Origin of the sequence: Murimonas intestini (assembly GCF_024622195.1) — a bacterium.
In the GTDB taxonomy this organism is placed as follows: domain Bacteria; phylum Bacillota; class Clostridia; order Lachnospirales; family Lachnospiraceae; genus Murimonas; species Murimonas intestini.
Window position 1 is genome coordinate 250,593 of sequence record NZ_JANKBI010000005.1, and the last position, 23,512, is coordinate 274,104.

General features: G+C 45.8%; 15 protein-coding genes and 1 pseudogene. 4 read left to right on the plus strand and 12 right to left on the minus strand.

Annotated features, from left to right (window positions below; translation table 11 throughout):
- Positions 1–35 precede the first annotated feature (35 nt).
- Together NSB28_RS10705 and NSB28_RS10710 are read right to left on the minus strand one after the other, a co-directional pair.
- On the minus strand, positions 36–386 hold the full coding sequence (locus NSB28_RS10705; RefSeq protein ID WP_109625219.1) for a BlaI/MecI/CopY family transcriptional regulator: 351 nt from the start codon (positions 384–386) through the stop codon (positions 36–38).
- Between the two features lie 136 nt (positions 387–522).
- Complete coding sequence (locus NSB28_RS10710) at positions 523–1,932, minus strand: family 4 glycosyl hydrolase (RefSeq protein WP_109625220.1); 1,410 nt, start codon at positions 1,930–1,932, stop codon at positions 523–525.
- Positions 1,933–2,063: 131 nt separating this feature from the next.
- Between NSB28_RS10710 and NSB28_RS10715 the strand changes: the two genes are divergently transcribed.
- Positions 2,064–3,014 carry a helix-turn-helix transcriptional regulator gene (locus NSB28_RS10715; RefSeq protein WP_109625221.1) on the plus strand — a complete coding sequence of 317 codons (951 nt, stop codon included), beginning with the start codon at positions 2,064–2,066 and terminating at the stop codon, positions 3,012–3,014.
- Positions 3,015–3,269: 255 nt separating this feature from the next.
- Positions 3,270–5,942, plus strand: a complete 2,673-nt coding sequence (locus NSB28_RS10720; protein WP_109625222.1) for an ATP-binding protein — start codon at positions 3,270–3,272, stop codon at positions 5,940–5,942.
- A gap of 111 nt (positions 5,943–6,053) precedes the next feature.
- Here the strand turns inward: NSB28_RS10720 and NSB28_RS10725 are convergent, their stop codons facing one another.
- From NSB28_RS10725 to NSB28_RS10735, 3 genes are all read right to left on the minus strand, one after another.
- Positions 6,054–7,139 (minus strand): uroporphyrinogen decarboxylase family protein, encoded by a 1,086-nt coding sequence (locus NSB28_RS10725; protein ID WP_109625223.1) that lies wholly within the window; start codon positions 7,137–7,139, stop codon positions 6,054–6,056.
- Positions 7,140–7,355: 216 nt separating this feature from the next.
- On the minus strand, positions 7,356–8,150 hold the full coding sequence (locus tag NSB28_RS10730; protein ID WP_109625224.1) for a GNAT family N-acetyltransferase: 795 nt from the start codon (positions 8,148–8,150) through the stop codon (positions 7,356–7,358).
- Positions 8,151–8,154: 4 nt separating this feature from the next.
- Complete coding sequence (locus NSB28_RS10735; protein WP_109625225.1) at positions 8,155–8,349, minus strand: hypothetical protein; 195 nt, start codon at positions 8,347–8,349, stop codon at positions 8,155–8,157.
- A 286-nt stretch (positions 8,350–8,635) separates the two neighbouring features.
- Here NSB28_RS10735 and NSB28_RS10740 point away from each other — a divergent pair, with 286 nt between their 5' ends.
- The gene (locus NSB28_RS10740) at positions 8,636–10,042 is read left to right on the plus strand and encodes a sialate O-acetylesterase (protein ID WP_109625226.1); all 1,407 of its coding nucleotides are present in this window, start codon (positions 8,636–8,638) and stop codon (positions 10,040–10,042) included.
- Positions 10,043–10,121: 79 nt separating this feature from the next.
- Here the strand turns inward: NSB28_RS10740 and NSB28_RS10745 are convergent, their stop codons facing one another.
- The 6 genes from NSB28_RS10745 to rpsL form a co-directional block, all read right to left on the minus strand.
- Positions 10,122–11,357, minus strand: coding sequence for a tetratricopeptide repeat protein (locus NSB28_RS10745; protein ID WP_257497517.1), 1,236 nt, complete (start codon positions 11,355–11,357; stop codon positions 10,122–10,124).
- Between the two features lie 458 nt (positions 11,358–11,815).
- Positions 11,816–13,519 carry a WG repeat-containing protein gene (locus NSB28_RS10750; RefSeq protein ID WP_109625227.1) on the minus strand — a complete coding sequence of 568 codons (1,704 nt, stop codon included), beginning with the start codon at positions 13,517–13,519 and terminating at the stop codon, positions 11,816–11,818.
- Positions 13,520–13,737: 218 nt separating this feature from the next.
- Positions 13,738–14,931 carry an elongation factor Tu gene (tuf, locus tag NSB28_RS10755; protein ID WP_109625228.1) on the minus strand — a complete coding sequence of 398 codons (1,194 nt, stop codon included), beginning with the start codon at positions 14,929–14,931 and terminating at the stop codon, positions 13,738–13,740.
- A gap of 167 nt (positions 14,932–15,098) precedes the next feature.
- Positions 15,099–17,216, minus strand: a complete 2,118-nt coding sequence (gene fusA, locus NSB28_RS10760) for an elongation factor G (protein WP_109625229.1) — start codon at positions 17,214–17,216, stop codon at positions 15,099–15,101.
- Positions 17,217–17,302: 86 nt separating this feature from the next.
- Positions 17,303–17,773 (minus strand): 30S ribosomal protein S7, encoded by a 471-nt coding sequence (gene rpsG, locus NSB28_RS10765; protein WP_187374153.1) that lies wholly within the window; start codon positions 17,771–17,773, stop codon positions 17,303–17,305.
- Positions 17,774–18,008: 235 nt separating this feature from the next.
- Positions 18,009–18,431, minus strand: a complete 423-nt coding sequence (gene rpsL / locus NSB28_RS10770; RefSeq protein WP_109625231.1) for a 30S ribosomal protein S12 — start codon at positions 18,429–18,431, stop codon at positions 18,009–18,011.
- 306 nt (positions 18,432–18,737) lie between these two features.
- Between rpsL and NSB28_RS25110 the strand changes: the two are divergent.
- A pseudogene (locus tag NSB28_RS25110) lies at positions 18,738–19,190 on the plus strand (VanZ family protein); the annotation flags it as partial.
- Between the two features lie 615 nt (positions 19,191–19,805).
- On the opposite strand, the gene rpoC reads toward NSB28_RS25110, so the two are convergent.
- The gene (gene rpoC / locus NSB28_RS10780) at positions 19,806–23,501 is read right to left on the minus strand and encodes a DNA-directed RNA polymerase subunit beta' (RefSeq protein ID WP_109625232.1); all 3,696 of its coding nucleotides are present in this window, start codon (positions 23,499–23,501) and stop codon (positions 19,806–19,808) included.
- Positions 23,502–23,512: the final 11 nt, after the last annotated feature.

Here is a 23,512-nt window from a genome sequence, read left to right on the forward strand (position 1 = left end):
ATTTCATCTTAAATCAAAAACAAATGTCCGGCCAGTTACATTTTATCTATCATATTTCTCAGCTTTCTGGCCTCATCTTCTGAAATCATATTCACAAAGCTGGCGAAAAAATCCTCCCTGGAACCGTCAAACATCTTGTCTATCAGTTCTTCAGTCTCCTGGCTCTGCACCTGTTCCTTTGTCACTAAAGGGCTGCAGATGAAATTAGGCTCTCTTCTCTGAACAGCCCCCTTCTCAATACATTTCTTGATAACAGTGTAAGTTGTATTCCTGTTCCATCCTGTCTCTTCCTTCAGTATCCTGGCAATCTGTCCGGCCGGAAGCTCCCCCTCCTTCCACAATACCTCCATCACTTTTAACTCAGAATCAAATAATTTAATGTCCATATGGATATCTCTCCTTCAGCATCTCCTGTAACAAAATGACTACTGCAATAGTATTTACAACACAAATACTATCACAGTAGTCATCATAAGTCAACCCCTATTTGACTATTTAAATAGTCACCACCTGACGAATTATTTATACCACCTTTTTCCACTCCTGAGGAAGATAATTAATCGTTCCCCGTATCATATCATCTGCCAGCGCTCTTATATCTGCCTCACTGCAGCTGCGCGCGGCCACATTCGGATCATTCATAAAGGCCTTTACCACCAGCTCCTTATCACATGCCAGGGCCGCCTGCAGGGTATATTCATGGTTCCTGACATGAGGCATGATCAGTTCTTTTATATCATCCGGCATTGCTCCTGCAATGACCGGGCGGATCGCATCCCTCTCAAAGACAGCATTTGTCTCCACTACAGCCGTTTCCGGCAGGTTTGAGATCTGCCGTCCTGTATTTGGGATATTGACATTGCTTATCACCCTCTCCAGCCCGCAGAGAGCCTTTATCAGCAGAATCCCTTCCTCTCCTGTCGGCTTGAGCTCAACTTCTTCTTCACCCTCATACAGCCTGCGGCTCTTGTCCAGCAGTTCTTCAAGATGTTTTTTCCTCCACTCCACAGTAGTCAGTGCGAATTTCCACTTTTCAACTGTGTCAGGATCCTTCAGGTACTCATCTCCCGGCATAAATTCTGCCAGATGCCTGTCACCTGCAGCCGCGATCAGCCCATACCTTCTGATAAGGTCAAATTTAACTCTGTGGGCACATGCAAAGCTGGAATTTGCCCAGTTATCATCACCCTCACTATATCCTTCCTCATAATGGCTGCGGGCATATTCGCGGAAGACCGGAATCAGATCTGTCCCTCTGCAGGAGGCATAATCAAACCAGGTAAAATGATTGATGCCCAGTACATTTACATGGATATCCTGACGCGTTATATCTGTAAATCCCAGAACCTCCTCCGCTATCCCCTTTAACAGGCTCTGTGTTCCAAATACCTCATGACAGCACCCAAAGGCCTTTATCTGGGGAAACACATGGTAAAGGGTCTTGACGCACAGAGACATGGGGTTTGTATAATTTATGACCCATGCCTGGGGAGAATACTCCCTGACAGCCTCTGCTATTTCCACAAACATGGGGATCGTCCTCAGGGCACGCATGATGCCGCCAGGCCCGGCAGTGTCTCCCACAGACTGCCAGATTCCCAGACGCTGGGGCATATGCACATCAACCTCCATCTCATCAAAGGTTCCGGGCAGGATGGAGATCACTACAAAATCTGTCCCCTCCAGCGCTTCTTTGAGGGTGGAACATGTCCTATACCCCCATTTTCCCGGTGCATCCGGCCTTTCGCTCACACGGCTGCCTATTACCTCATTGTACATGGCGGCTTCTTTATCAATGTCATACAGACGGATAACACCGCTCATCTTTTCTTCCATAGCCAGATCTGTCATAAAAGTCCATGCCCATCCCCTTGAGCCGCCCCCTATGTATGCGATCTGTACGTCTGATACCTTCTGATTGCTGTAATTCATATTTTTATGTCCTTTCTATTTCTTTTTTATTTTTTCCTGTGCTGCTTTCCTGATTTTTTCTTTCACTTAATAATAAAATGATGTATAATTCTTCGTAACTATCTATATTCCTGCTGACAGGGAGGTTTCTTATGCGCCAGATCGTCTATGAAGAGGAAATGAACGGTCTTGTTATGGACCGGGTCATCCGCGACTATGAATTCAATATGGCTGAAAAGCACATCCACGATAATTATGAGATCTACTATCTCCTGGAGGGTGAACGCAATTATTTCATTGAAAAGCAGACCTACCTGGTCCGTGAAGGCAGCCTTGTCTTCGTAAACCGGCACCTCATACATAATACAGGTGTCAGCCATTCATCATACCACGACAGGATCCTTATTGAACTGCAGGCAGAGCCCTTCTCCACCTTCTTTAACTGCACCCAGGAGGTCACTCTCAGCGATTTTTTCAGATCCCATACAGGTGTTGTGGAACTGGATGCTGCCCGGAGGACCTATATTGAAGCTCTGCTGGAAGGAATTCACCAGGACCTGAAGGATAAGGATACCGGCTACAGGCTCTCAGTCTACTCCCGGCTCTCCTCTCTCCTGCTCTGTGCCATGCGCTGCCCTCTCAAAAAACCTACTTACCTTCACTCTATGAATATTTATAAAAATAATAAGTATACAAAAGTGGATGAGGTGGCCACCTACATCGCAGCTAATTTTGCCACAGTCTCTTCTCTGAGCGGGCTTGCAGAGCATTTCTATATCAGCAGGAGCTATCTGAGCAGAGTTTTTAAGGAAGTCACCGGCTTTACTGTCAGTGAATATATTAATACAGCCAGGATCAGGCAGGCTCAGAAGCTGCTGGAAGACAGCAGCCTGAATATCTCTGAGATCTCCCGTGAAACAGGTTATGAGACCGTGACCTACTTTGAAAAGATATTCAAAAAGCATACAGGGATCACCCCCCTGAAATACCGCAGGCTCCATGAGATCCACAAATGGCCTGCTGATGCCTCACGCTATTCTGTTGAAGACAAACGGCCTGACTCCGCCCCTTTAAACTCTGGTCAAAAGAAATCTGACATCTAAATCTTCCTGTCTGCTGTACTAATTATAGGTTTTTAATATTGCATAGTCAATATAGGTGTGGAAACTGCATAATATAGGCCTATATTTTGTAATTTTTATACTATTTTTACTTTTCTTATGCCAAGATCCTCCTGGAATTTCTCCTGTCGGATCCTGGCATATTTCCTTGTCTTTTTCACTCAGCTGGTATATGATTGAATTAATAGTAAAGCCATATAACAACATAACACAGCATCGCAGAAGGAGAACATAAATATGGTTACAAGACCCGTAAATCCCCCAAAACTTATACGATCCCACTTTGGCCCCTGCTGCATGCGGTGTAAATTAGAGGCTAAAAAATATAACAGACTTTTTCAGTCTGTACTGTGCGGCATCCTCTATTTCAGACTGTGTCCCGGACTGCGTCTGGAGATGAAAAGCGCCAATCCGGAGGCCATTGGGCTGCTGGGTTATGATCCTGCATCCTTCTGGTCAAAAAAGGACTGGCACGTTTCTTCCCTGATCGCAGCTGATGATTATAAACGTATGCTCCCGCTCTTAACTTCACCGGACGCTTCCTCTGACGACACACCCGCGGAATACCGTATACTCAGAAAAGACGGCAGCTCCTGCTGGGTACTTGGCCGATTCTGCAGTATCCGTGACACGGACGGAGAAATGCTGATACAGGGTGTCTTTTTAGATATAGACATGAAAAAAAGGATAGAGCTTCAGAACAGACAGCTTTCCAAACAGGTGGAATCCGCAAAATCCCGTGACGCCCTCACCGGGCTCTGGAACAAGGATGCCGGAACCCGCCTTGTCCAGGAATATATGTCCTGTAAGCCTGCCGCTGAAGACTGCACTTTGATGCTTCTGGATATGGACGATTTTACACAGCTGAACCGTGAAGAAGGGACCGCCTTTGCAGATGCTGTGCTGCAGGAGGTGGCTGATATCCTGTGCAGCGAGACCTCCTCCTCAGATATACAGATACGGCTGGGCGGAGATGAATTCATGCTGTTTATCAAAAACTGCGGGAAATGCCAGGCAACTGTCACAGGACCCAGGATAGCTGATAAGGTACAGAAGATCCTCTCCCCTTCTGCGAAAGAGCTCACTATCTCTGTCAGCATCGGCATGTGTGCAACTGAGGTGGTGAATGAATACAGCGGCCTCTACAGATGCGCTGAGAGTACTCTAAAATATGTCAAAGAGAATTGCCGGGGGCAGGCTGCATGCTACCTGGATACCTCAAATGAACTTGGCGTAATGCTGACTAATCTGTACACAGAGAGCCATCAGGTAAATGAAATAGATAAAGAAAATGCAGAGCGGGGCAAAAGTCTTGTTTCTTTCGCTCTTGACCTCCTGGGAAAAGCCAAAAATCTGGATGATGCCATATCACTGCTGTTTACACGTATTGGAAGAGCCTATCATCTTGACAGGATATCACTTTTGGAAATAGATCCGGAGTTTTTAAGCAGCCGCTTTACTTACCAGTGGGCGCGCAAAAAAGCCGATATGAAAATGGGGCAGACAATCTATATATCAAGGGAAATGTATGAATCGGCGGCGGCTTCATACGACAATGACGGCCTCAGCAATGCCTGTGCTGATGAAGTATTCTCACCATTTTGTTCCTGCCTGTCCGCCGCCATCTGGGACCGGGGCTCCTTTAGCGGCCTTCTCTGTTTTGAAACTGGCCAGCAGGATTATATATGGACACAGGAACAGCGCACGCTTCTCCTGGAACTTAATAAAATCATCCCTTCCTTTATCATGAAGGCGCGTGCAGATACTGTCAGCCAGGCCAAAACTGACTTCTTATCACGCATGTCACATGAGATCAGGACTCCTATGAATGCAATCGTAGGTATGACATCAATTGCCAAATCAGTAGCCGGGGATAAGAAGAAGGTGCTGGAATGCCTTGACAAGCTAGAGACTTCCAACCAGTACCTGCTGAACCTGATAAATGATATTCTGGATATGTCCCGCATTGAGAGCGGTAAGATGGAACTGAATACCGCCAGCACCGACTTCCAGGCTTTTATTGCATTTCTTGACGGAATGCTGCGCCCCCAGGCAGAACAAAAAGGTATCTCCCTGATCCTGGAAAACGGCTATAAATCAGAGCAGCCGCTTATAACAGATGAACTGCGGCTGGAGCAGGTTCTGATCAACATTATCGGCAACGCAATCAAATTCACGGACACAGGCGGAAAAATACTCTTCCAGATCAGCCAGGTTGAAGAGAACGGACAGACAGTGACACTTCATTTTTCTGTAGCAGACACAGGTATTGGTATTGCAGACAGTGCAATAGAGGGTATCTTTAATGCCTTTGAGCAGGCTGAAAAAAGTACCTCCGCCAAATACGGAGGCACAGGACTTGGACTGTCCATCTCCAGCCGCCTGGTGCAGATGATGGGCGGCACGCTTCAGGTCCGCAGCAAGCTGGGCAAAGGTTCTGAATTCTACTTTACCCTGACATTCCCCTATGGGGAAATGATGGCGGAAAAAGATAATAAAAAAGTATCGGACCCGGATTCCTCCGGATTTTCAGAAAAACGTATTCTGCTTGTGGAGGATAATGAACTGAACATGGAGATCGCACAGACACTTCTGGAGATGAATGGATTTCTTGTAGAATGCGCCAGAAACGGCCAGGAGGCGCTGGACTGTTTTCTGGAACGTCCAGCCGGTTATTACGATGCCATACTTATGGACATCCGTATGCCCATCCTGGATGGTATGGAAACTGCAAAGCGCCTGCGCACAATGGGGCGTCCTGACTCACGCTCCATCCCCATTATCGCCATGACAGCCAATGCCTTTGATGAGGACAGCAGGAAATCCCTGGAAAGCGGCATGAACGGCCATCTGTCAAAACCCATACAGATCGACAAGCTGCTCAGTCTGCTGCATGATCATCTGTCATAACAGCTGTTATAAATCTGAACAAAAGTGCGCTCTGCGCATCCTCCCGCAGGAGGCAAAAGGGCTGCCTCAGCAGCCCTGATATTTTCCAACTTTCTTTACACCCGGCCGCGGTCAGATATCCCGCCCGTAAAGCCTGCTGTAATACTCAAGAGAGTAGTGGTACAGCTCATCCCTGGCTGCCTCGTCTTTAGCAGGATCCATATCTTCTGTCATGATCCAGCACATAATGCGTCCCTTTTCTCCAAAGTGGTCCACAAAATCCCTGACGGCTGCGCGTATCTGACTCTCATCCCAGTCTTTTCCTATATTCAGAGGAAAGCAGAAGGTCATCTTATCTCCGTAATTCTCATACAGATAATCTGCATCATTTGCGTTTGGCTGGGGTGTCCACATATCTATGCCCATTTCGATCATCTCAGGCACATACTGCATATTGCGCCCGCAGGAATGCAGCTCGATAAATTTCCCCTGATCCTTTACAAATTTCAGAAAACGGCTTGTTGCAGGCATGAGCTGCTCCCTGAACATCTCATTTGAGAAAAATCCGCTTCTCTGGGTGCCCCAGTCATCATGGTACAGCACCCCGTCTACCCTGCCGTAATACTTAAAGATATTGTCACAGCTCTCGATCTTATAATCCGCCATCTTCTGGAAAAATTCCTCCAGCAGCTCCGGTTCCTCGCAAAAGGCAATTAAGGATTCGTCAAACGGGATCAGCTCGTGGAGCCGCTCAAAGATCCCCTCCACACATTCATAGATATGAGGTCTGTCTGGGTCCAGAAGCTTCTGCAGCTTTTCTCCGTCCGTCTTAAAATCCACAACTGAGAGGTCCGGCCACTGCAGTTCTTCCTTCCAGTTAGCAAACTCTGATATGGTACGAGTACCAGGTTTCGTGATCATGCCGTCTATGCCTTTTACCATATGCCAGTATACGCCCCACCAGTCATATCCGTCCACCTCAGGCACAGGATGCTCTTCCATGGCATCCGGCCAAACTGTATTTGTCTCATAGAAATATGCAGGCATCCAGTAAGGCTGTCCGCCTTTTACACACCTGACATAGTTTTCCCTCACACTGACGGGCCTGCCCTCTATAGGAGCCTTCGGCCGCTGGAATATCCACGGAAAGCTTCCGGGAGACTGCCATTCCTTCGAGTAATCACGGTTTGCCGCTGTTTCCATAAATCTTGATACCATAACATATACCTCCCTTTCATATACTGCCGGGAACTATTCTTCTGCCCGGCCGCACCATGCCACGATTTGATTTACCTGTCTATGATCTAATTTTATCCCCCCGGGCGTCAAAATGAAACGTATAGAAAGGCCAAAAAACGGAGCCGTTTCTGGCCCCGTTTTCGTATGATGTGTATGAAATTACTGTTTTAGCATATGGCAGTATGCCTGACTCCATCACCTGAGCATGGCATACTGGCCTGTTTCCCTGAATCCTATGCGGTTATAGATACGTCCTGCTGCAGGATTGTCATAGAAAAGACAGAGAAACTTTTTACCTTCGCCAAATGCCTCCCTGCACAGTGCAGTCACTGTCTCCGTGGCCAGCCCTTTTCCCCTGTATTCCTTTAAAGTAGCCACTCCTGTTATCATGGCACTCTCAGAATTAGAGGCGCTGGTACGGGCAGTAGACACCATCTTTCCATCTTCAAATGCCCCGACAGCGATACAGCCTGCTTTTAGCTCTTCTTCCAATTCCCGGCAGCTCTTTTCCCGCCTGCCCCTCTGATGCTCCGCAAATTCATCGATCTGCATGATCAGATCTATTGTGTTTTCCACATCATCTGCTGTCAGCCGCCTTACTTTTCCACAATCTCCAACCTCTAAATCCCCATTAATCACATCACATCTTGTCATATATGTGGACTCAAGCTTCCATTGTGGATAAAACGGCGCTATCTTTTTCAGAAGAGAAGTCTTCCCGCTGATACAGTCAACATCTCTGTCTCTGAGAAATTCTGCCACAGCCTCTGCGCTGTATTCTTCATTCTGGCTGTACAGCAGATAAAACTCATGGAAGCGCAGCAGAAGGCTGTCCCATTTCCCATCTTCTATATTAGCGTAAAGATTTACCGTTTCCGACTCCACACCATAGTTCTCAACATCACCTATGAAGAACAGATTCATCTCCGGCTCCGCCGACACATAATCCAATATTGCCTCTCTGTCTTTTTCATGCAGGGTTATAAACATTTACTTAAGGCTCCTTTTTCTCTACTACTGGTGAATCCGGTTCTTGCGGCTCTACCACATATCCGCACTCACACTTAGATTCTTCTACTACTCTGCCCTTTACAGTAAACACTTCAATCGTCTTTCCACATACAGGACAAGTCATATCTTCCGGAACCGGAGTCCTGAACTTTGATTCACATCCATCCATAACAGCCATCTTATATCCTCCTTCTGTGTTCATGCAGCTTACCGGATATCCGGGCCTGCACACTTAAAATTACGGGTTACATAAGTCTATTATAATATAGAATTCTAAAATATCAATCATCTGAAGCAAAAATCATCTGAATTTTCCATATTCTTCTGATTATTCTCCATAGCCTTTTCCTTCCCATAATCGTAGAATTATCATAGAATTTAAGCAACTATTCAGCAGGTCTGTTCATTTACTGCACAGACCGTAAGAAAATGATTCAAGTGTACTATTAGGAGGAGAGAATAAAATGATAGGTGTATTATTAGAACAGGGACCTTCAGACTGGGAGATCCTGCAGCAGGAGGACGGCAAGGCTTCCCTGGATCTTTGCGGCAGCTTTTCCGTCCCCGAAGCTGCCTTAAATGTGGGAGTAGACCATGCCGTGCCTGTAGTCAGGGTCCTCAGAGAGCAGGACAACTCACAAGTCATTCCCTGGACGCCAGCGCAGTATGAGCTTACCGATAAGGAGAACTTCCGGGGCCGCTGGCAGATAACTCTGATGCTTCCGGCAGGAGGACTTTACAGGATCGAGACAGGCCTGGACTCTTCCAGCATAGATGGAGTATACGTCTGGATGTTCCGGGGAGATGTACGTTTTCACATCGGCGTGGGTAATCTCTTCGTTATCGCAGGCCAGTCTAATGCTTCCGGATTCGGGCAGGACTGGGCAAATGACGAACCCCAGTTGGGAGTTCATGTATACAGGAACTGCAGCTCATGGAACCTGGCCGCCCATCCATTAAATGAATCCACTGATGCCGGTGATGAGAATGCCAATTCTGAGCTGCGTGTGTCCGGCACATCCCCGTTTATCTCATTTGGCCGCAATTTTCAGAAGCTCTCCGGCTGTCCGGTGGGGCTGATCCCTGCTGCCAAAGGCGGTTCACCCATCGACCTCTGGGACAGGGAGGGCACCGGAACCCTGTATCGGAACATGCTCCGGAAGATCAGCGAATGCGGCGGCAGGATAGCCGGTATCCTCTGGTACCAGGGCTGTGCAGATACAATCGATGACGCTCCTGCAGTATATGAAGAAAAATACCGCAGGTTCATATCTAACGTGCGCTCAGACCTGGGCTGGCAGGTCCCCTTCTTCACCTTCCAGACGAACAGAGAGCTTTCTTCCGTCTTTGACGAAGGATGGGGCATTGTGCGTGAAGTTCACAGAAAAACAGCTTCCGACACTCCCGGCATTTACATAATGCCTACCCTGAACTGCTCCCTGTCAGATGATGTACACAATAATTCCGGTTCAAACGTACTCCTGGGCGAACGCATGGCAAAGCTGTGCGGACATGTGCTCTGCGGCACTGCTGATTTCCAGGCGCCTGATATACAAAGTGCAGTGCTCTCCGCAGACGACGAAGTGACAGTCACATTCTCCAATGCAGAGCATGGATTTGTAATGTACCGTAAAAATGCATCCGACTGCGGATTTACATTATCTGACAGCCATGGCAGCCTGCCTCTTGGATATGCCTGCACAAGCCAGGATGAGCCAGGCGCCATTATAATAAAGCTGCTGAGAAAACCCGGTGAAAATCTGGAGATTTCGTTCTGCAGCCAGGCTGTCCCTACCTTCACGCCGCCCGTCTCGGCAGTGACATATCTGCCACCGCTTGCGTTTTACCGGTATCCTGTAAGTGTGAGTTAATAAATATATAACCTGGTAAGGGACGCTGCTCTCGCAGTGTCCCTATAACGTCTGTTTTTCACCTCTGATTCAAAATAATTTATTCATCTAACCTCTCAAGATCAGCTGCAGCCTCATCATATACACTCTGTGCCGCCTCATTACCTGCCGCATTTACCAGCTCCAAATTTTCCTGAGCCGCTTCCAGGGCTGTTTTATAGTAGGATACTGCCATATCCAGATCCTTCTCTACTCCAAGACCATTTTCATAAAAACGGCCAAGGGTCAGATATGTTTGCGGTATTCCAAGCATAGTGGCATGCACATTGGGATCAGAAACTGCTTTTTGATAATATTCTGCGGCTTTTTCATAATCCTGGGCCACACCTTCCCGCCCCTCTTCATAATATGTACCCAGCTTATAGCATGCCGTACCGTCAAATGTTCTTCCATTCCCCTCTGAGGCAATTATGTACCCCTCCTCAGCCTTCATATAATCTGGCTCCTCCTTTGTACCGTCATCATGGCTGTAGCCCGTATCAAAGTAGTCAGCTGCATATCTGGGTCCCTTAAAATCAGTCTCTTTAAGCTGCTTGTCCTGATAGGAAAGCAGGAAATATTCAATAGCTTTATCAATGCTCTTCTCTATACCTGGATAAGTTCCAGTTTCAGCTTCATAAAGCAGTCCCAGGCTGGTGTAACCATTTCCCTTGCCAAGCACTTTTGCATTAAATTCATAGATGGTTACGGCTTTTTCCACATCCTGTTCCACCCCTGTACCATCCCGGAGCAAGTCACCCAGACTCCCTATCCCTCTATAAAGAGGATCTTCAAAAAAGAAAGCGTCATCATAAAAGATGGCATAAGCCTTTTCATATTCTCCTGCCTGCCCTGCTGTAACTCCTGTCCTGAAAAACTCAAAGATATCACCTTGTCCATCAGGGCTGTTGTCCATCATTGTTTCCTTATCTGCATTCAGACCCTCAACAGCAGCAACGGCATCTTCATTGCCTGCGTTTACGGCTGCCTCATAGTAAGCCATGGACATAGCATACCACTGGGCCACACCGTCACCTTCTTCGTACTGTTTGCCTTTCTCATAAAGCTCTTCACCAGATAACCCCGAAGTTTCCACTGTCAGAGCAAATGACTCCTTCAGTTCTTCCAAAGTCAATTCCTCTGCATCTAAGGAATTTTCATCCTCTGCGGCATCTGTCTCAGTTGCTCCTGTATCCGCTGCTGCATCATCAGCTGCCCTTGCAGCAGAACCGCTGCTGATCAATACAGTACATGTCATACTAATTAATAATAACATAGTTATAATTTTCCGTTTCATGTAAAACCCTCCTATTCAGCAATTCTCATCTTCCGCTTTACTTTCTCTGATTTCTCATATATATTCCCGCACAATATCCTGTATATTTTTGCAGCCCTTACAGATATGTAATTTTTAATTTTCCCCCCTTCTATTCACTATGGCAGTTTAATGCGGGTATCCATAATGTAAATATGGTGTTGCACATTAGTCATATTTGTACACTTAATTCACATTATATAAGTTTAGTTGTTTTATATAGTTTAATTATAATTAATAAAAATTCGGCATTCAATTCGAATTCCTGCATTAATAATGTAAAATATCCGCATAGCTTCAATCAGTATAACGAACCATTCTTATAAAAAGATAGTCCAAACAAGAAAAAAGATATCCCTCAAGCCATTTCCGGCATTTTCAGGATATCCTTTTCCTTATCTGTTGACTTTCACTATTTCATTCAATGTTTTGCTCAGCTTCTAGAGCATATCTTTCGCACTTGAGACTAATGTCAATACTCCGCCTGCATCTGTTCCCTCTGTTCCAAGCAGTGTCACTGCACTGTTCAAAAGTGATACTGCAGACTCCTTGTCCTCTCCCAGAAGTCCGGCCGCACTTTTGATAAGGGCAGCTGCCGCTTCACGGTTTGCTTCAAAATCATCATTTAATAAAGTAACAGCATTATCCAAAAGAGCAGCTGCCTGGGTACTGATCTCTGTTGCGGGTTCTTCAGCTGAATTTCCTAAAAACTCTGTAACTGGCTCTTTCGCTGCCCCTGAAGCTTCTGAAGCCGCTTCAGCAGCCGCCCCTGTAGAAACCTCTGAGACCGCCTCATCTGTTTTCTCTGTGGAAGCCTCTGTTTCCGCCGGGTTCACTGCCGCCGGTTCAGACTGGCCTTCCTCTGCCGTCTCATAGTTAAGCTGGTAAATCTCTCCTTTATTATAGTCAACGCCTGCCAGGAGATATTTCCCATCACCAGAGAGAGCCATTGAGTCATATTCACAGGGGAAGATGACATTTCCATGCCAGTCGATCATTCCTAATTTAGACTGTGCATCTCTTACTTTATAGTATCTGCCCCCAGAAAAGTCCAATGGATAAACACTTTCATAGTCTTCAAGGATAGTCTCAACCCCATCCCCCGCAATCAGATGCCTCTTACCCTCAGGATCTACCATGATAGCCGCCGATCCATATACTTCCAATGCATCTTCAGAATATTTTGGTTCACATGTCACATTGCCGTTTACATCTACAAACCCGAGCTTTTTGTCAAGTACGACTGCAAAATATCCATTTGCATTATATCCTCTAGTATCATACTCAGCATCCGACGGCAGATAATATGCCTTCTTTATCTTATCATATTCTGCCGGAATAACAACATTTCCCAGCTCATCAATCAAACCGTTCTTCTCGCCTGTAGATACCTCAGCATACCCCCGAACAAAATCATTAATATAACTGAAGGCTGGTTCCATCACTACATTTCCATCCGCATCTTTCAAACCATTCTGGCCATTTTCCTTGTATGGTATCAGATTACGCGTCTCAACAGAAATATCGCTGATATATTTAAGATCTGTAGCTACCTGGTTAAACTCACGATCATATGTACTGATGACATTTGTGGTACGGTCCTGTATATTAATATATTGTCCATTCGCACTTGCATCAAGGTATTGATCTCTTGTTAGGGATGCAACATTATTTCCGCTGCCTCCGTCTACATAATAGACATCCGCTGTTTTTATCAGATAGAACTGATCCTTGTTCCACCAGGAACTATAATCATATTGTGAAGCAGTAGCTTCCTCAAGAACAAATGCCACGATCCAGTTATTATTTAATACCTTGATATCAGCATACTGAAAAGGAACCATCACTTTGCCTTCCATATTTAATATGCCGCTTGTATTGATCTCCTCTGAAGCTTCAATTGCAGTAATATATCCTTTAGAATATTCAAAATTGCTTCCATAGATATCTTCCGTCAAAGCAGCTCCGTCCATTGCCGCCACATAAAATCCTGACTCCCCCTGCACACGCAGCATATTCGTGCCGGAAATCCAGAACGAGTTTTCCACATCTCCAATTTTTACTGACTCGCCGCTGGCATTTGCCATAAGAGGCATACTTAGGGCAGCAGTTATCAGCCCAACTAAAAATAATCCCTTTTTCATATCCGTTCTCCTTCATATTATTGATTTAATCTGGGGTATTCCTCCGTCTCATTTATTGTAGCATTAACTCACAATTGTTACAAGTTTAAGCTTATTCAATCCGGATTTTCCTAAACAACAGAAAAACCCCGGAAACCTTTCGGTTCCGGGGCATCTTACGCTTGGACACAATGGTATCATCAGATACCGATTTATATAATTTTATCTGCAGTCAGTGATTACTCGATGATTGTAGCAACACGGCCTGATCCAACAGTACGTCCACCTTCACGGATAGCGAATGTAAGACCCTGCTCCATAGCGATCGGATGGATCAGTTCGATTGTCATTTCTACGTTGTCACCAGGCATGCACATTTCTGTGCCTTCCGGAAGATTTACAACACCAGTTACGTCAGTTGTACGGAAGTAGAACTGAGGTCTGTAGTTGTTGAAGAAAGGAGTATGACGTCCACCTTCATCTTTTGTCAGAACGTAAACCTGAGCTGTAAATTTTTTGTGGCATGTAACTGAACCTGGTTTAGCAAGAACCTGTCCTCTTTCGATTTCTGTTCTCTGAACACCACGAAGCAGAGCACCGATGTTATCACCAGCCTGAGCCTCATCCAGTAACTTACGGAACATTTCGATACCTGTTACAACTGTCTTACGTGTTTCTTCTTTGATACCAACGATTTCAACTTCTTCGTTGATATGAAGAACACCACGCTCTACTCTACCAGTAGCAACTGTACCACGGCCTGTGATTGTGAATACATCCTCTACAGGCATCAGGAACGGCTGATCAACTGCACGCTTCGGATCTGGGATCCAGCTGTCAACAGCTGCCATAAGTTCCATGATCTTGTCGCCCCATTCGCTGTTCGGATCTTCAAGAGCTTTCAGAGCAGAACCCTGGATGATCGGAGTGTCATCTCCCGGGAATTCGTACTCGCTGAGGAGTTCACGGATTTCCATATCAACCAGTTCAAGAAGTTCTTCGTCATCTACCATATCACATTTGTTCATGAATACAACGATGTAAGGAACACCTACCTGACGGGAAAGAAGGATATGCTCTTTTGTCTGAGCCATAACACCATCTGTAGCAGCAACAACGAGGATTGCGCCGTCCATCTGAGCAGCACCTGTGATCATGTTCTTTACATAGTCAGCATGCCCTGGGCAGTCAACGTGTGCGTAATGTCTGTTGTCTGTTTCATACTCAACGTGAGCTGTAGAGATTGTGATACCACGCTCTCTTTCTTCCGGAGCTTTATCGATATTTTCGAAATCAACAGCTGCGTTACCTTCAACCCTTGCAGCAAGAGTCTTTGTGATAGCTGCTGTTAAAGTAGTTTTACCATGGTCAACGTGTCCGATGGTACCAATGTTACAATGCGGTTTGTTTCTTTCAAATTTAGCTTTAGCCATTTTGAATTGTCCTCCTTATAAACATGCGCCTTACCGGCTTTTCTTTTTTGATTTTTTCTGCAGCTATTTAATCGCAAAAATAGCCGCATTTATTTAATCAGGCTATCTTTGATTATATTTCAAATCAAAGATATTTGCAAGCCTAATTTTATAAATAACTGATTATTTTATTTGCTCTTTGCGCTTAAAACCTTCTCCTGAACTGACTTCGGAACCGGCTCATATTTTTCAAAGAACATTGAGTAGTTACCACGTCCCTGTGTCTTAGAACGCAGGTCTGTAGAGTAACCAAACATCTCAGCAAGCGGTACATACGCACGTACAAGCTTTCCGCCTCCGATGTCATCCATACCTTCGATACGTCCACGGCGTGAGTTAATGTCACCAATAACATCTCCCATGTACTCTTCAGGCATAGTTACTTCAACCTTCATGATCGGCTCAAGCAGGATAGCGTCACCTTTTCTCATAGCATCCTTGAACGCCATAGATCCGGCAATATGGAATGCCATTTCACTTGAATCGACTTCATGGTAAGAACCATCGTATACGTTAGCACATACACCAAGTACAGGGAATCCTCCGAGAATACCAGCTTTTGCTGCTTCCTCGATACCTTCTCCGACTGCCGGGATATATTCCTTAGGAATAGCTCCTCCGACAACAGATGTCTCGAACTTGAATGTCTCTTCACCGTTGGGATCCATCGGTGTGAACTTAACTTTACAATGACCGTACTGTCCACGTCCGCCGGACTGTTTAGCATACTTGCTGTCAACATCAACTGCCTTTGTGAATGTTTCTTTGTAAGCAACCTGAGGTGCACCTACATTAGCCTCTACCTTGAATTCACGCAGAAGTCTGTCTACGATGATTTCCAGATGAAGCTCACCCATACCGGCGATGATTGTCTGTCCTGTTTCGTGATCTGTATGAGCACGGAATGTCGGGTCTTCTTCAGCAAGTTTTGCTAAAGCTTCACCCATCTTGCCCTGTCCTGCTTTTGTCTTAGGCTCGATAGCCAGCTCGATAACAGGTTCCGGGAATTCCATGGACTCCAGGATTACCGGGTGCTGTTCGTCACAGATCGTATCACCAGTAGTTGTAAACTTAAAGCCTACAGCTGCAGCGATATCTCCTGCATAAACTTTATCCAGCTCTGCTCTCTTGTTGGCATGCATCTGAAGGATACGTCCTACACGCTCTTTCTTTCCTTTTGTAGCATTCAGTACATAGGAACCTGAGTTCATAGATCCTGAATACACACGGAAGAATGCCAGCTTACCAACAAACGGGTCAGCCATGATCTTAAATGCCAGCGCTGAGAAAGGTTCATCATCAGATGAATGTCTCTCAACTTCATTGCCGTCCATATCAGTTCCCTTGATGGAAGCGATATCTGTAGGAGCCGGCATGAAATCAAGGATAGCATCCAGAAGCTTCTGAACACCCTTATTCCTGTATGCTGTACCGCAGCAAACCGGAATAGCCTGACATTCGCATGTTCCTTTACGGAGTACTCTCTTTAATTCTTCAACAGAAGGTTCTTCACCTTCCAGGTACTGCATCATCAGATCATCATCTAATTCGCAGATCTTTTCAACCAGCTCTGTATGATACAGCTCTGCGTCGTCTTTCATATCTTCAGGAATATCTGTGACGGTGATGTCTTCACCCTTCTCGTCATTGTAGATATAAGCCTGCATTTCAAATAAATCTATGATACCTTTGAACTCATCTTCCTTGCCGATTGGCAGCTGAAGACAGATAGCATTTTTACCCAATCTGGTCCTGATCTGACCTACGGCGCCGTAGAAGTTAGCGCCCAGGATATCCATCTTGTTGATGAATGCCATTCTAGGTACGTTATAAGTGTCAGCCTGACGCCATACATTTTCAGACTGAGGTTCAACGCCGCCCTTTGCACAAAATACGCCGACAGCTCCGTCGAGTACACGCAGAGAACGTTCAACCTCTACTGTAAAGTCAACGTGTCCCGGAGTATCAATGATATTGATACGGTGCTCCAGCGCTCCCGCCTGCTCTTTGCAGTGGTCCTGATGCGTCCAGTGACATGTTGTAGCGGCTGAAGTAATTGTGATACCTCTTTCCTGTTCCTGCTCCATCCAGTCCATGGTTGCAGTACCTTCGTGAGTATCGCCAATTTTGTAGTTAACACCAGTATAATAAAGGATACGCTCTGTCAATGTAGTCTTACCTGCATCGATATGAGCCATAATACCGATATTTCTGGTTCTCTCTAATGGATATTCTCTTCCAGCCAAGGTTATTTCCTCCTATTTTGTTTAAGCAAACCTCACACTCCGGTCAGGCTGCAGGTGCAGCCTGGCTGTATATAAGTGCTCCGGCTTTAGAATCTGTAATGTGCGAAAGCCTTGTTTGCTTCTGCCATTTTGTGCATATCTTCTTTCTTCTTTACAGATGCGCCTGTGTTATTTGATGCATCCAGAAGTTCATTTGCCAATCTTTCTTCCATTGTCTTCTCGCCTCTTTTACGAGAATAAGTTGTCAGCCAGCGAAGTGCTAAAGCCTGACGTCTGTCCGGTCTTACTTCGATTGGTACCTGATATGTTGCTCCACCAATACGTCTTGCCTTTACTTCAAGTACAGGCATGATATTGTTCATTGCTTCTTCGAAAACTTCGATAGCTGGCTTGTCTGCTTTTGCAGCCACTCTATCAAATGCTCCGTATACGATTTTCTGAGCTACACCCTTCTTACCGTCTAACATGATGTTATTGATAAGTTTGGTAACCACTTTGTTATTGTATAACGGATCTGCTAATACGTCTCTTTTTTGAGTATGTCCTTTACGTGGCACGGTACTTCCCTCCTTAATTAGTTACGGTCTCTGCCGCCATGATTAAATCATCGGTACTCACAATGTGTCGTTCTATTGTGTGCGTGCCCTCGCTTCTATGTCAACCCGCAACCACCCGGTGAATAGAAAATTCCGGCACAACAACAGGATATCTCTCCTGAATTACACGAAATAGTTCTGTTTGTGATACTACTGCTTGATTATAAACTATATATTATATATTATATATTATAATTTATTTTTTAGCGTCTTTCGGTCTCTTTGCTCCGTATTTGGAACGAGCCTGTCTTCTGTTTGCAACGCCTGCTGTATCCAGAGTACCACGGATGATGTGGTATCTTGTACCTGGTAAGTCTTTTACCCTTCCACCGCGGATAAGCACAACGCTATGCTCCTGAAGGTTATGTCCTTCACCTGGGATGTAGCTTGTTACTTCGATTCCGTTAGAAAGGCGGACCCTGGCGATTTTCCTGAGCGCTGAGTTAGGCTTCTTAGGTGTAGCAGTCTTAACGGCTGTACACACACCTCTTTTCTGCGGTGCAGAAGCATCAGTGCTTTTCTTTCTTAAGGAGTTAAATCCTTTTTGAAGAGCCGGTGCTGTAGATTTCTTAACAGATGTCTGTCTTCCTTTTCTTACTAACTGATTAAATGTTGGCATTCTTTTCTTTCACCTCCTGTATTATTTGTACAGGGCCTATTCCCTATACATGTGGTTGCTGATCTTTATTTAATATTCTTTAGTGTATACAAAGTTCACTCTGCACACACCTAGATTATTATAATTGGGAGTCTTGCCAATGTCAAGGGCTTTTAAACAGGAAATCGCCTTTTTATGGTTTTTTTCTTGAAAATTTCATGAAATCCCTTATAATTTCCTTAACAGGCTGGACACTCCACCCGCACGGGTGGTATGATTAGCCAGAAATACATATATATAAATGTATAAAAAGAAAGAGGCGATCGTATGAGAAAACTTTTGAAACCACTATCATTCATCCCCGCCTTGCTATTGATGTATATGATCTTTACATTTTCCAGCCAGCCCGGTGATGTTTCAGGACAGCTCAGCTACAAAGTCAGCTGTAAAATCGTAGAGGCAGGGGACTACATCTTTGATGCCAACCTGGATGACTGGCAGGTTGACGAATGGGCGAATAAAATTAATTTTATCACCAGAAAACTGGCGCATATCACTGAATATTTCCTGCTTGCCATAGCAGTATCATTTCCGCTGTATGTATACGGACTTCATGGATTTCTGCTCATGCTGGCTGCCGGTATCCTGTGCGTCGGCTTTGCCGCAGGTGATGAATACCACCAGTCCTTCGTGGCCGGCAGAGGACCTTCTGTAAAGGATGTGGGGATCGACAGCATTGGTATATTCTTTGGTATCATAATCGTCCGGATCATTGGATGGACGGGGCGCATGACAATATTCAAAGAAAAAGCAGACAAAAAGGAAGCTAAACGCATCAAGAAGCAGATGAAAAAAGCTAAAAAGGCCGGAATCCAGAATCCGCCTCCAGTTGTAAATAATGTAGTATATAATAAGAAGAAACGCCCTGTAAAAAGAAATTTTGTCACATATACAAGCAATTATAATCCCACGGACGGATATGCCAAAAATTATTCCGGTGAATATGGACAGGGTTATAATGGAGGACCAAATGCCGGTTACGGCTACGGCCAGGATTACAATGGAAATTATCAGGGAGCTTACGGACCGAATTACAATGACGGCTACGGGGGTGGATATGATCCCGGCTATGGAGATGGGTATGGCCCTGATTATGGATACGGACCTGATTATTATGACGAGGGCTATTACGGTCCTGACGACGGCTTTACACCGCCGCCCAGAAAAAACACCCGCAGCAAATCTGCAGATTCTCTTGCAGATGACTGGAAAATAATCCGCAAGAAAAAAACTGCCGCTCATAAATGACCGGCAGTTTTTTCTGTCAATTAAACCTTTTTCAGCAGGTCTGTGCCGTTAATGCACAGACCTGCTGAACCATTATCATTCATATCTTTATTCATCTTCTGAAACAGTAACCAACTCTTCCTCAGACAAATCCAGATCATCCTCGCTCTCCGCCGGAACAGCAGCTGTATCCAGCTCTATTTCCTCGGTCAGCTCAGCTAAATCAAAATCATCATCATCGTCTTCCAGCATGGAATCTCCTGTATCAAGTTTTACATTTCTGTATCTCTTCATACCAGTTCCGGCCGGTATCAGTTTACCAATGATAACATTTTCCTTCAGTCCGATAAGCGGGTCAACTTTTCCTTTGATCGCAGCTTCTGTCAGGACTTTAGTAGTTTCCTGGAAGGAAGCGGCAGACAGGAAGGAATTTGTTGCAAGGGAAGCCTTTGTGATACCAAGCATTACCTGCTTGCCTTCTGCGGGCTCTTTCCCTTCCTCTGTAAGGCGCTCGTTCTCATCCTCATATTCCAGGATGTCAACAAGTGTGCCCGGCAGGAATTCACTGTCACCATTGTTCTCGATGCGGACTTTTTTCAGCATCTGGCGCACAATGACTTCGATATGCTTATCATTGATTTCAACACCCTGCAGACGGTATACACGCTGAACCTCCTGGATCATGTAATCCTGCACAGCACGGACACCCTTGATCTTAAGGATATCATGAGGATTGACACTACCTTCAGTCAGCTCGTCACCTGCCTCCAGATAAGCGCCGTCCTGGGCCTTGATCCTGGAACCATATGGGATCAGGTAAGTCTTAGACTCTCCTGTCTCATTATTTGTAACGATGATCTCACGCTTTTTCTTAGTATCCTTGATGACTGCAATACCTGGGATCTCAGTAATGATTGCAAGTCCTTTTGGCTTTCTGGCCTCAAAAAGCTCCTCGACACGGGGAAGACCCTGTGTGATATCGCCGCCGGCCACACCGCCCGTATGGAATGTACGCATTGTCAGCTGTGTACCTGGCTCACCGATAGACTGTGCCGCAATGATACCTACGGACTCACCTACCTGTACAGCCTCACCTGTTGCCAGGTTGGCTCCATAGCACTTAGCGCAGACTCCGATATGGGATTTACATGTCAGGATGGTACGAATCTTGATCTTGTCAAACGGATTGCCGTTTGCATCCACGCCTTCCTTTATAATTCTGGCTGCACGCCTGGGAGTGATCATGTGGTTAGCTTTTACAAGCACCTCACCATCCTTGTTGCACAGTGTCTCGCAGGCGAAACGGCCTGTGATACGCTCCTGAAGGCTCTCGATCTCTTCCTTTCCGTCCGCAAATGCCTTTACGTACATACCCGGGATCTCTTTTCCTTCGCAGCAGTCAACTTCACGGATGATCAGATCCTGTGAAACGTCAACAAGACGCCTTGTCAGATAACCAGAGTCAGCTGTACGCAGGGCTGTATCAGACAGACCTTTACGCGCTCCATGAGCGGACATGAAGTATTCCAGTACGTCAAGTCCTTCACGGAAGTTGGACTTGATAGGAAGTTCGATCGTATGTCCTGTTGTATCAGCCATCAATCCACGCATACCTGCCAGCTGCTTGATCTGCTTGTCAGAACCACGGGCTCCGGAATCGGCCATCATATAGATGTTGTTATATTTATCAAGTCCGTCCAGCAGAGCCTTTGTCAGGATATCATCCGTATTCTTCCAGGTCTCTACGACTTCCTTGTAACGCTCTTCCTCAGTGATGAGGCCTCGCTTATAGTTTCTTGTGATCTTATCAACAGTATCCTGAGCCTTCTGGATCAGTTCCGGTTTTTCAGGCGGCACGGTCATGTCAGAAATAGAAACAGTCATGGCAGCCCTTGTGGAATACTTATACCCCATAGCCTTGATATCATCCAGCACTTCAGCAGTCTTAGTTGCTCCGTGTGTATTGATGACTTTTTCAAGGATCTGTTTTAAGCCTTTCTTTCCAACATGGAAGTCAACTTCCAGCTTCAGAAGGTTTTCCGGTATGCTTCTGTCCACAAATCCCAGATCCTGCGGAAGGATCTCATTGAAGATAAAACGTCCCACAGTAGATTCCACATTTCCTGTCACTACGCTTCCGTCAGGCATTTTCTTAGTCATACGGACAAGAATCTTGGACTGGAGTGTGAGGGCCTTATTTTCATATGCAAGGATCGCTTCATTTACACTCTTAAAGATCTTGCCTTCTCCAAGCGCTCCCGGCCTCTCCTGTGTCAGATAATAAATACCAAGGACCATATCCTGTGAAGGAACAGCCACAGGTCCTCCGTCTGACGGCTTCAGAAGGTTGTTCGGGGAGAGCAGCAGGAAACGGCACTCTGCCTGTGCTTCCACGGAAAGCGGAAGATGCACGGCCATCTGGTCACCATCGAAGTCCGCATTAAATGCAGTACATACAAGGGGATGCAGCTTGATCGCTTTACCCTCTACAAGAATCGGCTCAAATGCCTGGATTCCCAGACGGTGGAGTGTAGGGGCACGGTTGAGCATTACCGGATGTTCTTTGATGACATCTTCCAGCACATCCCATACCTCAGGCTGAAGTCTCTCTACCATTTTTTTAGCATTTTTTATATTGTGAGAAGTACCGTTGGCAACAAGCTCTTTCATAACAAAAGGCTTGAACAGCTCGATAGCCATCTCTTTCGGAAGACCGCACTGATAAATCTTCAGCTCTGGCCCTACGACGATAACAGAACGTCCTGAATAGTCAACACGCTTTCCTAAGAGGTTCTGGCGGAAACGTCCTGATTTACCCTTGAGCATGTCAGACAGTGACTTCAGGGCTCTGTTTCCGGGTCCTGTCACAGGACGGCCGCGGCGGCCGTTGTCGATCAGGGCATCTACTGCTTCCTGAAGCATCCTCTTTTCATTGCGGACAATGATGTCAGGAGCACCAAGCTCCAGCAGTCTCTTTAAACGGTTATTTCTATTTATGATCCTTCTGTAAAGGTCATTTAAGTCTGATGTGGCAAAACGTCCACCGTCCAGCTGCACCATAGGACGCAGATCCGGCGGGATGACAGGGATAACTGTCATGATCATCCATTCCGGCTTATTTCCGGACTCACGAAAAGCTTCTACCACTTCCAGCCTTTTGATGATCCTGGCACGTTTCTGGCCTGTAGATTCCTTCAGGCCTTTTTTCAGTTCAGCTGCCTCTTTTTCCATGTCGATGGATTCCAGAAGCTCTTTGATCGCCTCTGCACCCATGCCTACGCGGAAACGGCTGCTCCATTTTTCTCTTGCTTCCTGATATTCTCTCTCTGTCAGCACCTGTTTGTACTGAAGATCTGTATCTCCCTTATCCAGCACGATATAGTTGGCAAAATACAGGACTTTCTCCAGTGTTCTCGGAGAAAGGTCCAGCATCAGACCCATTCTGGAAGGGATACCTTTGAAATACCAGATATGGGAAACCGGAGCTGCCAGTTCAATATGTCCCATACGCTCCCTGCGGACACTGGCCTTTGTAACTTCAACGCCGCATCGGTCACAAATAACACCTTTATAACGGATCTTCTTGTACTTTCCGCAGTGACATTCCCAGTCCTTGCTCGGCCCGAAGATACGCTCGCAGAACAGTCCGTCTTTTTCCGGTTTAAGAGTCCTGTAGTTAATGGTTTCGGGTTTCTTTACCTCTCCTCTTGACCATTCCCTGATCTTTTCCGGAGATGCCAGACCAATTTTGATCGCGTCAAAGGTCATTGGCTGATATCCTTCATTGTTTGTTGTTTCAGGCATTTATGGTTCTC

What these genes read in the sequence shown, in the direction of transcription:
- NSB28_RS10705 (WP_109625219.1), bottom strand. Translation starts at nt 386, where the DNA reads ATGGACATTAAATTATTTGATTCTGAGTTAAAAGTGATGGAGGTATTG.
- NSB28_RS10710 (WP_109625220.1), bottom strand. Translation starts at nt 1,932, where the DNA reads ATGAATTACAGCAATCAGAAGGTATCAGACGTACAGATCGCATACATA.
- NSB28_RS10715 (WP_109625221.1), top strand. Translation starts at nt 2,064, where the DNA reads ATGCGCCAGATCGTCTATGAAGAGGAAATGAACGGTCTTGTTATGGAC.
- NSB28_RS10720 (WP_109625222.1), top strand. Translation starts at nt 3,270, where the DNA reads ATGGTTACAAGACCCGTAAATCCCCCAAAACTTATACGATCCCACTTT.
- NSB28_RS10725 (WP_109625223.1), bottom strand. Translation starts at nt 7,139, where the DNA reads ATGGTATCAAGATTTATGGAAACAGCGGCAAACCGTGATTACTCGAAG.
- NSB28_RS10730 (WP_109625224.1), bottom strand. Translation starts at nt 8,150, where the DNA reads ATGTTTATAACCCTGCATGAAAAAGACAGAGAGGCAATATTGGATTAT.
- NSB28_RS10735 (WP_109625225.1), bottom strand. Translation starts at nt 8,349, where the DNA reads ATGGCTGTTATGGATGGATGTGAATCAAAGTTCAGGACTCCGGTTCCG.
- NSB28_RS10740 (WP_109625226.1), top strand. Translation starts at nt 8,636, where the DNA reads ATGATAGGTGTATTATTAGAACAGGGACCTTCAGACTGGGAGATCCTG.
- NSB28_RS10745 (WP_257497517.1), bottom strand. Translation starts at nt 11,357, where the DNA reads ATGAAACGGAAAATTATAACTATGTTATTATTAATTAGTATGACATGT.
- NSB28_RS10750 (WP_109625227.1), bottom strand. Translation starts at nt 13,519, where the DNA reads ATGAAAAAGGGATTATTTTTAGTTGGGCTGATAACTGCTGCCCTAAGT.
- tuf (WP_109625228.1), bottom strand. Translation starts at nt 14,931, where the DNA reads ATGGCTAAAGCTAAATTTGAAAGAAACAAACCGCATTGTAACATTGGT.
- rpsL (WP_109625231.1), bottom strand. Translation starts at nt 18,431, where the DNA reads ATGCCAACATTTAATCAGTTAGTAAGAAAAGGAAGACAGACATCTGTT.
- rpoC (WP_109625232.1), bottom strand. Translation starts at nt 23,501, where the DNA reads ATGCCTGAAACAACAAACAATGAAGGATATCAGCCAATGACCTTTGAC.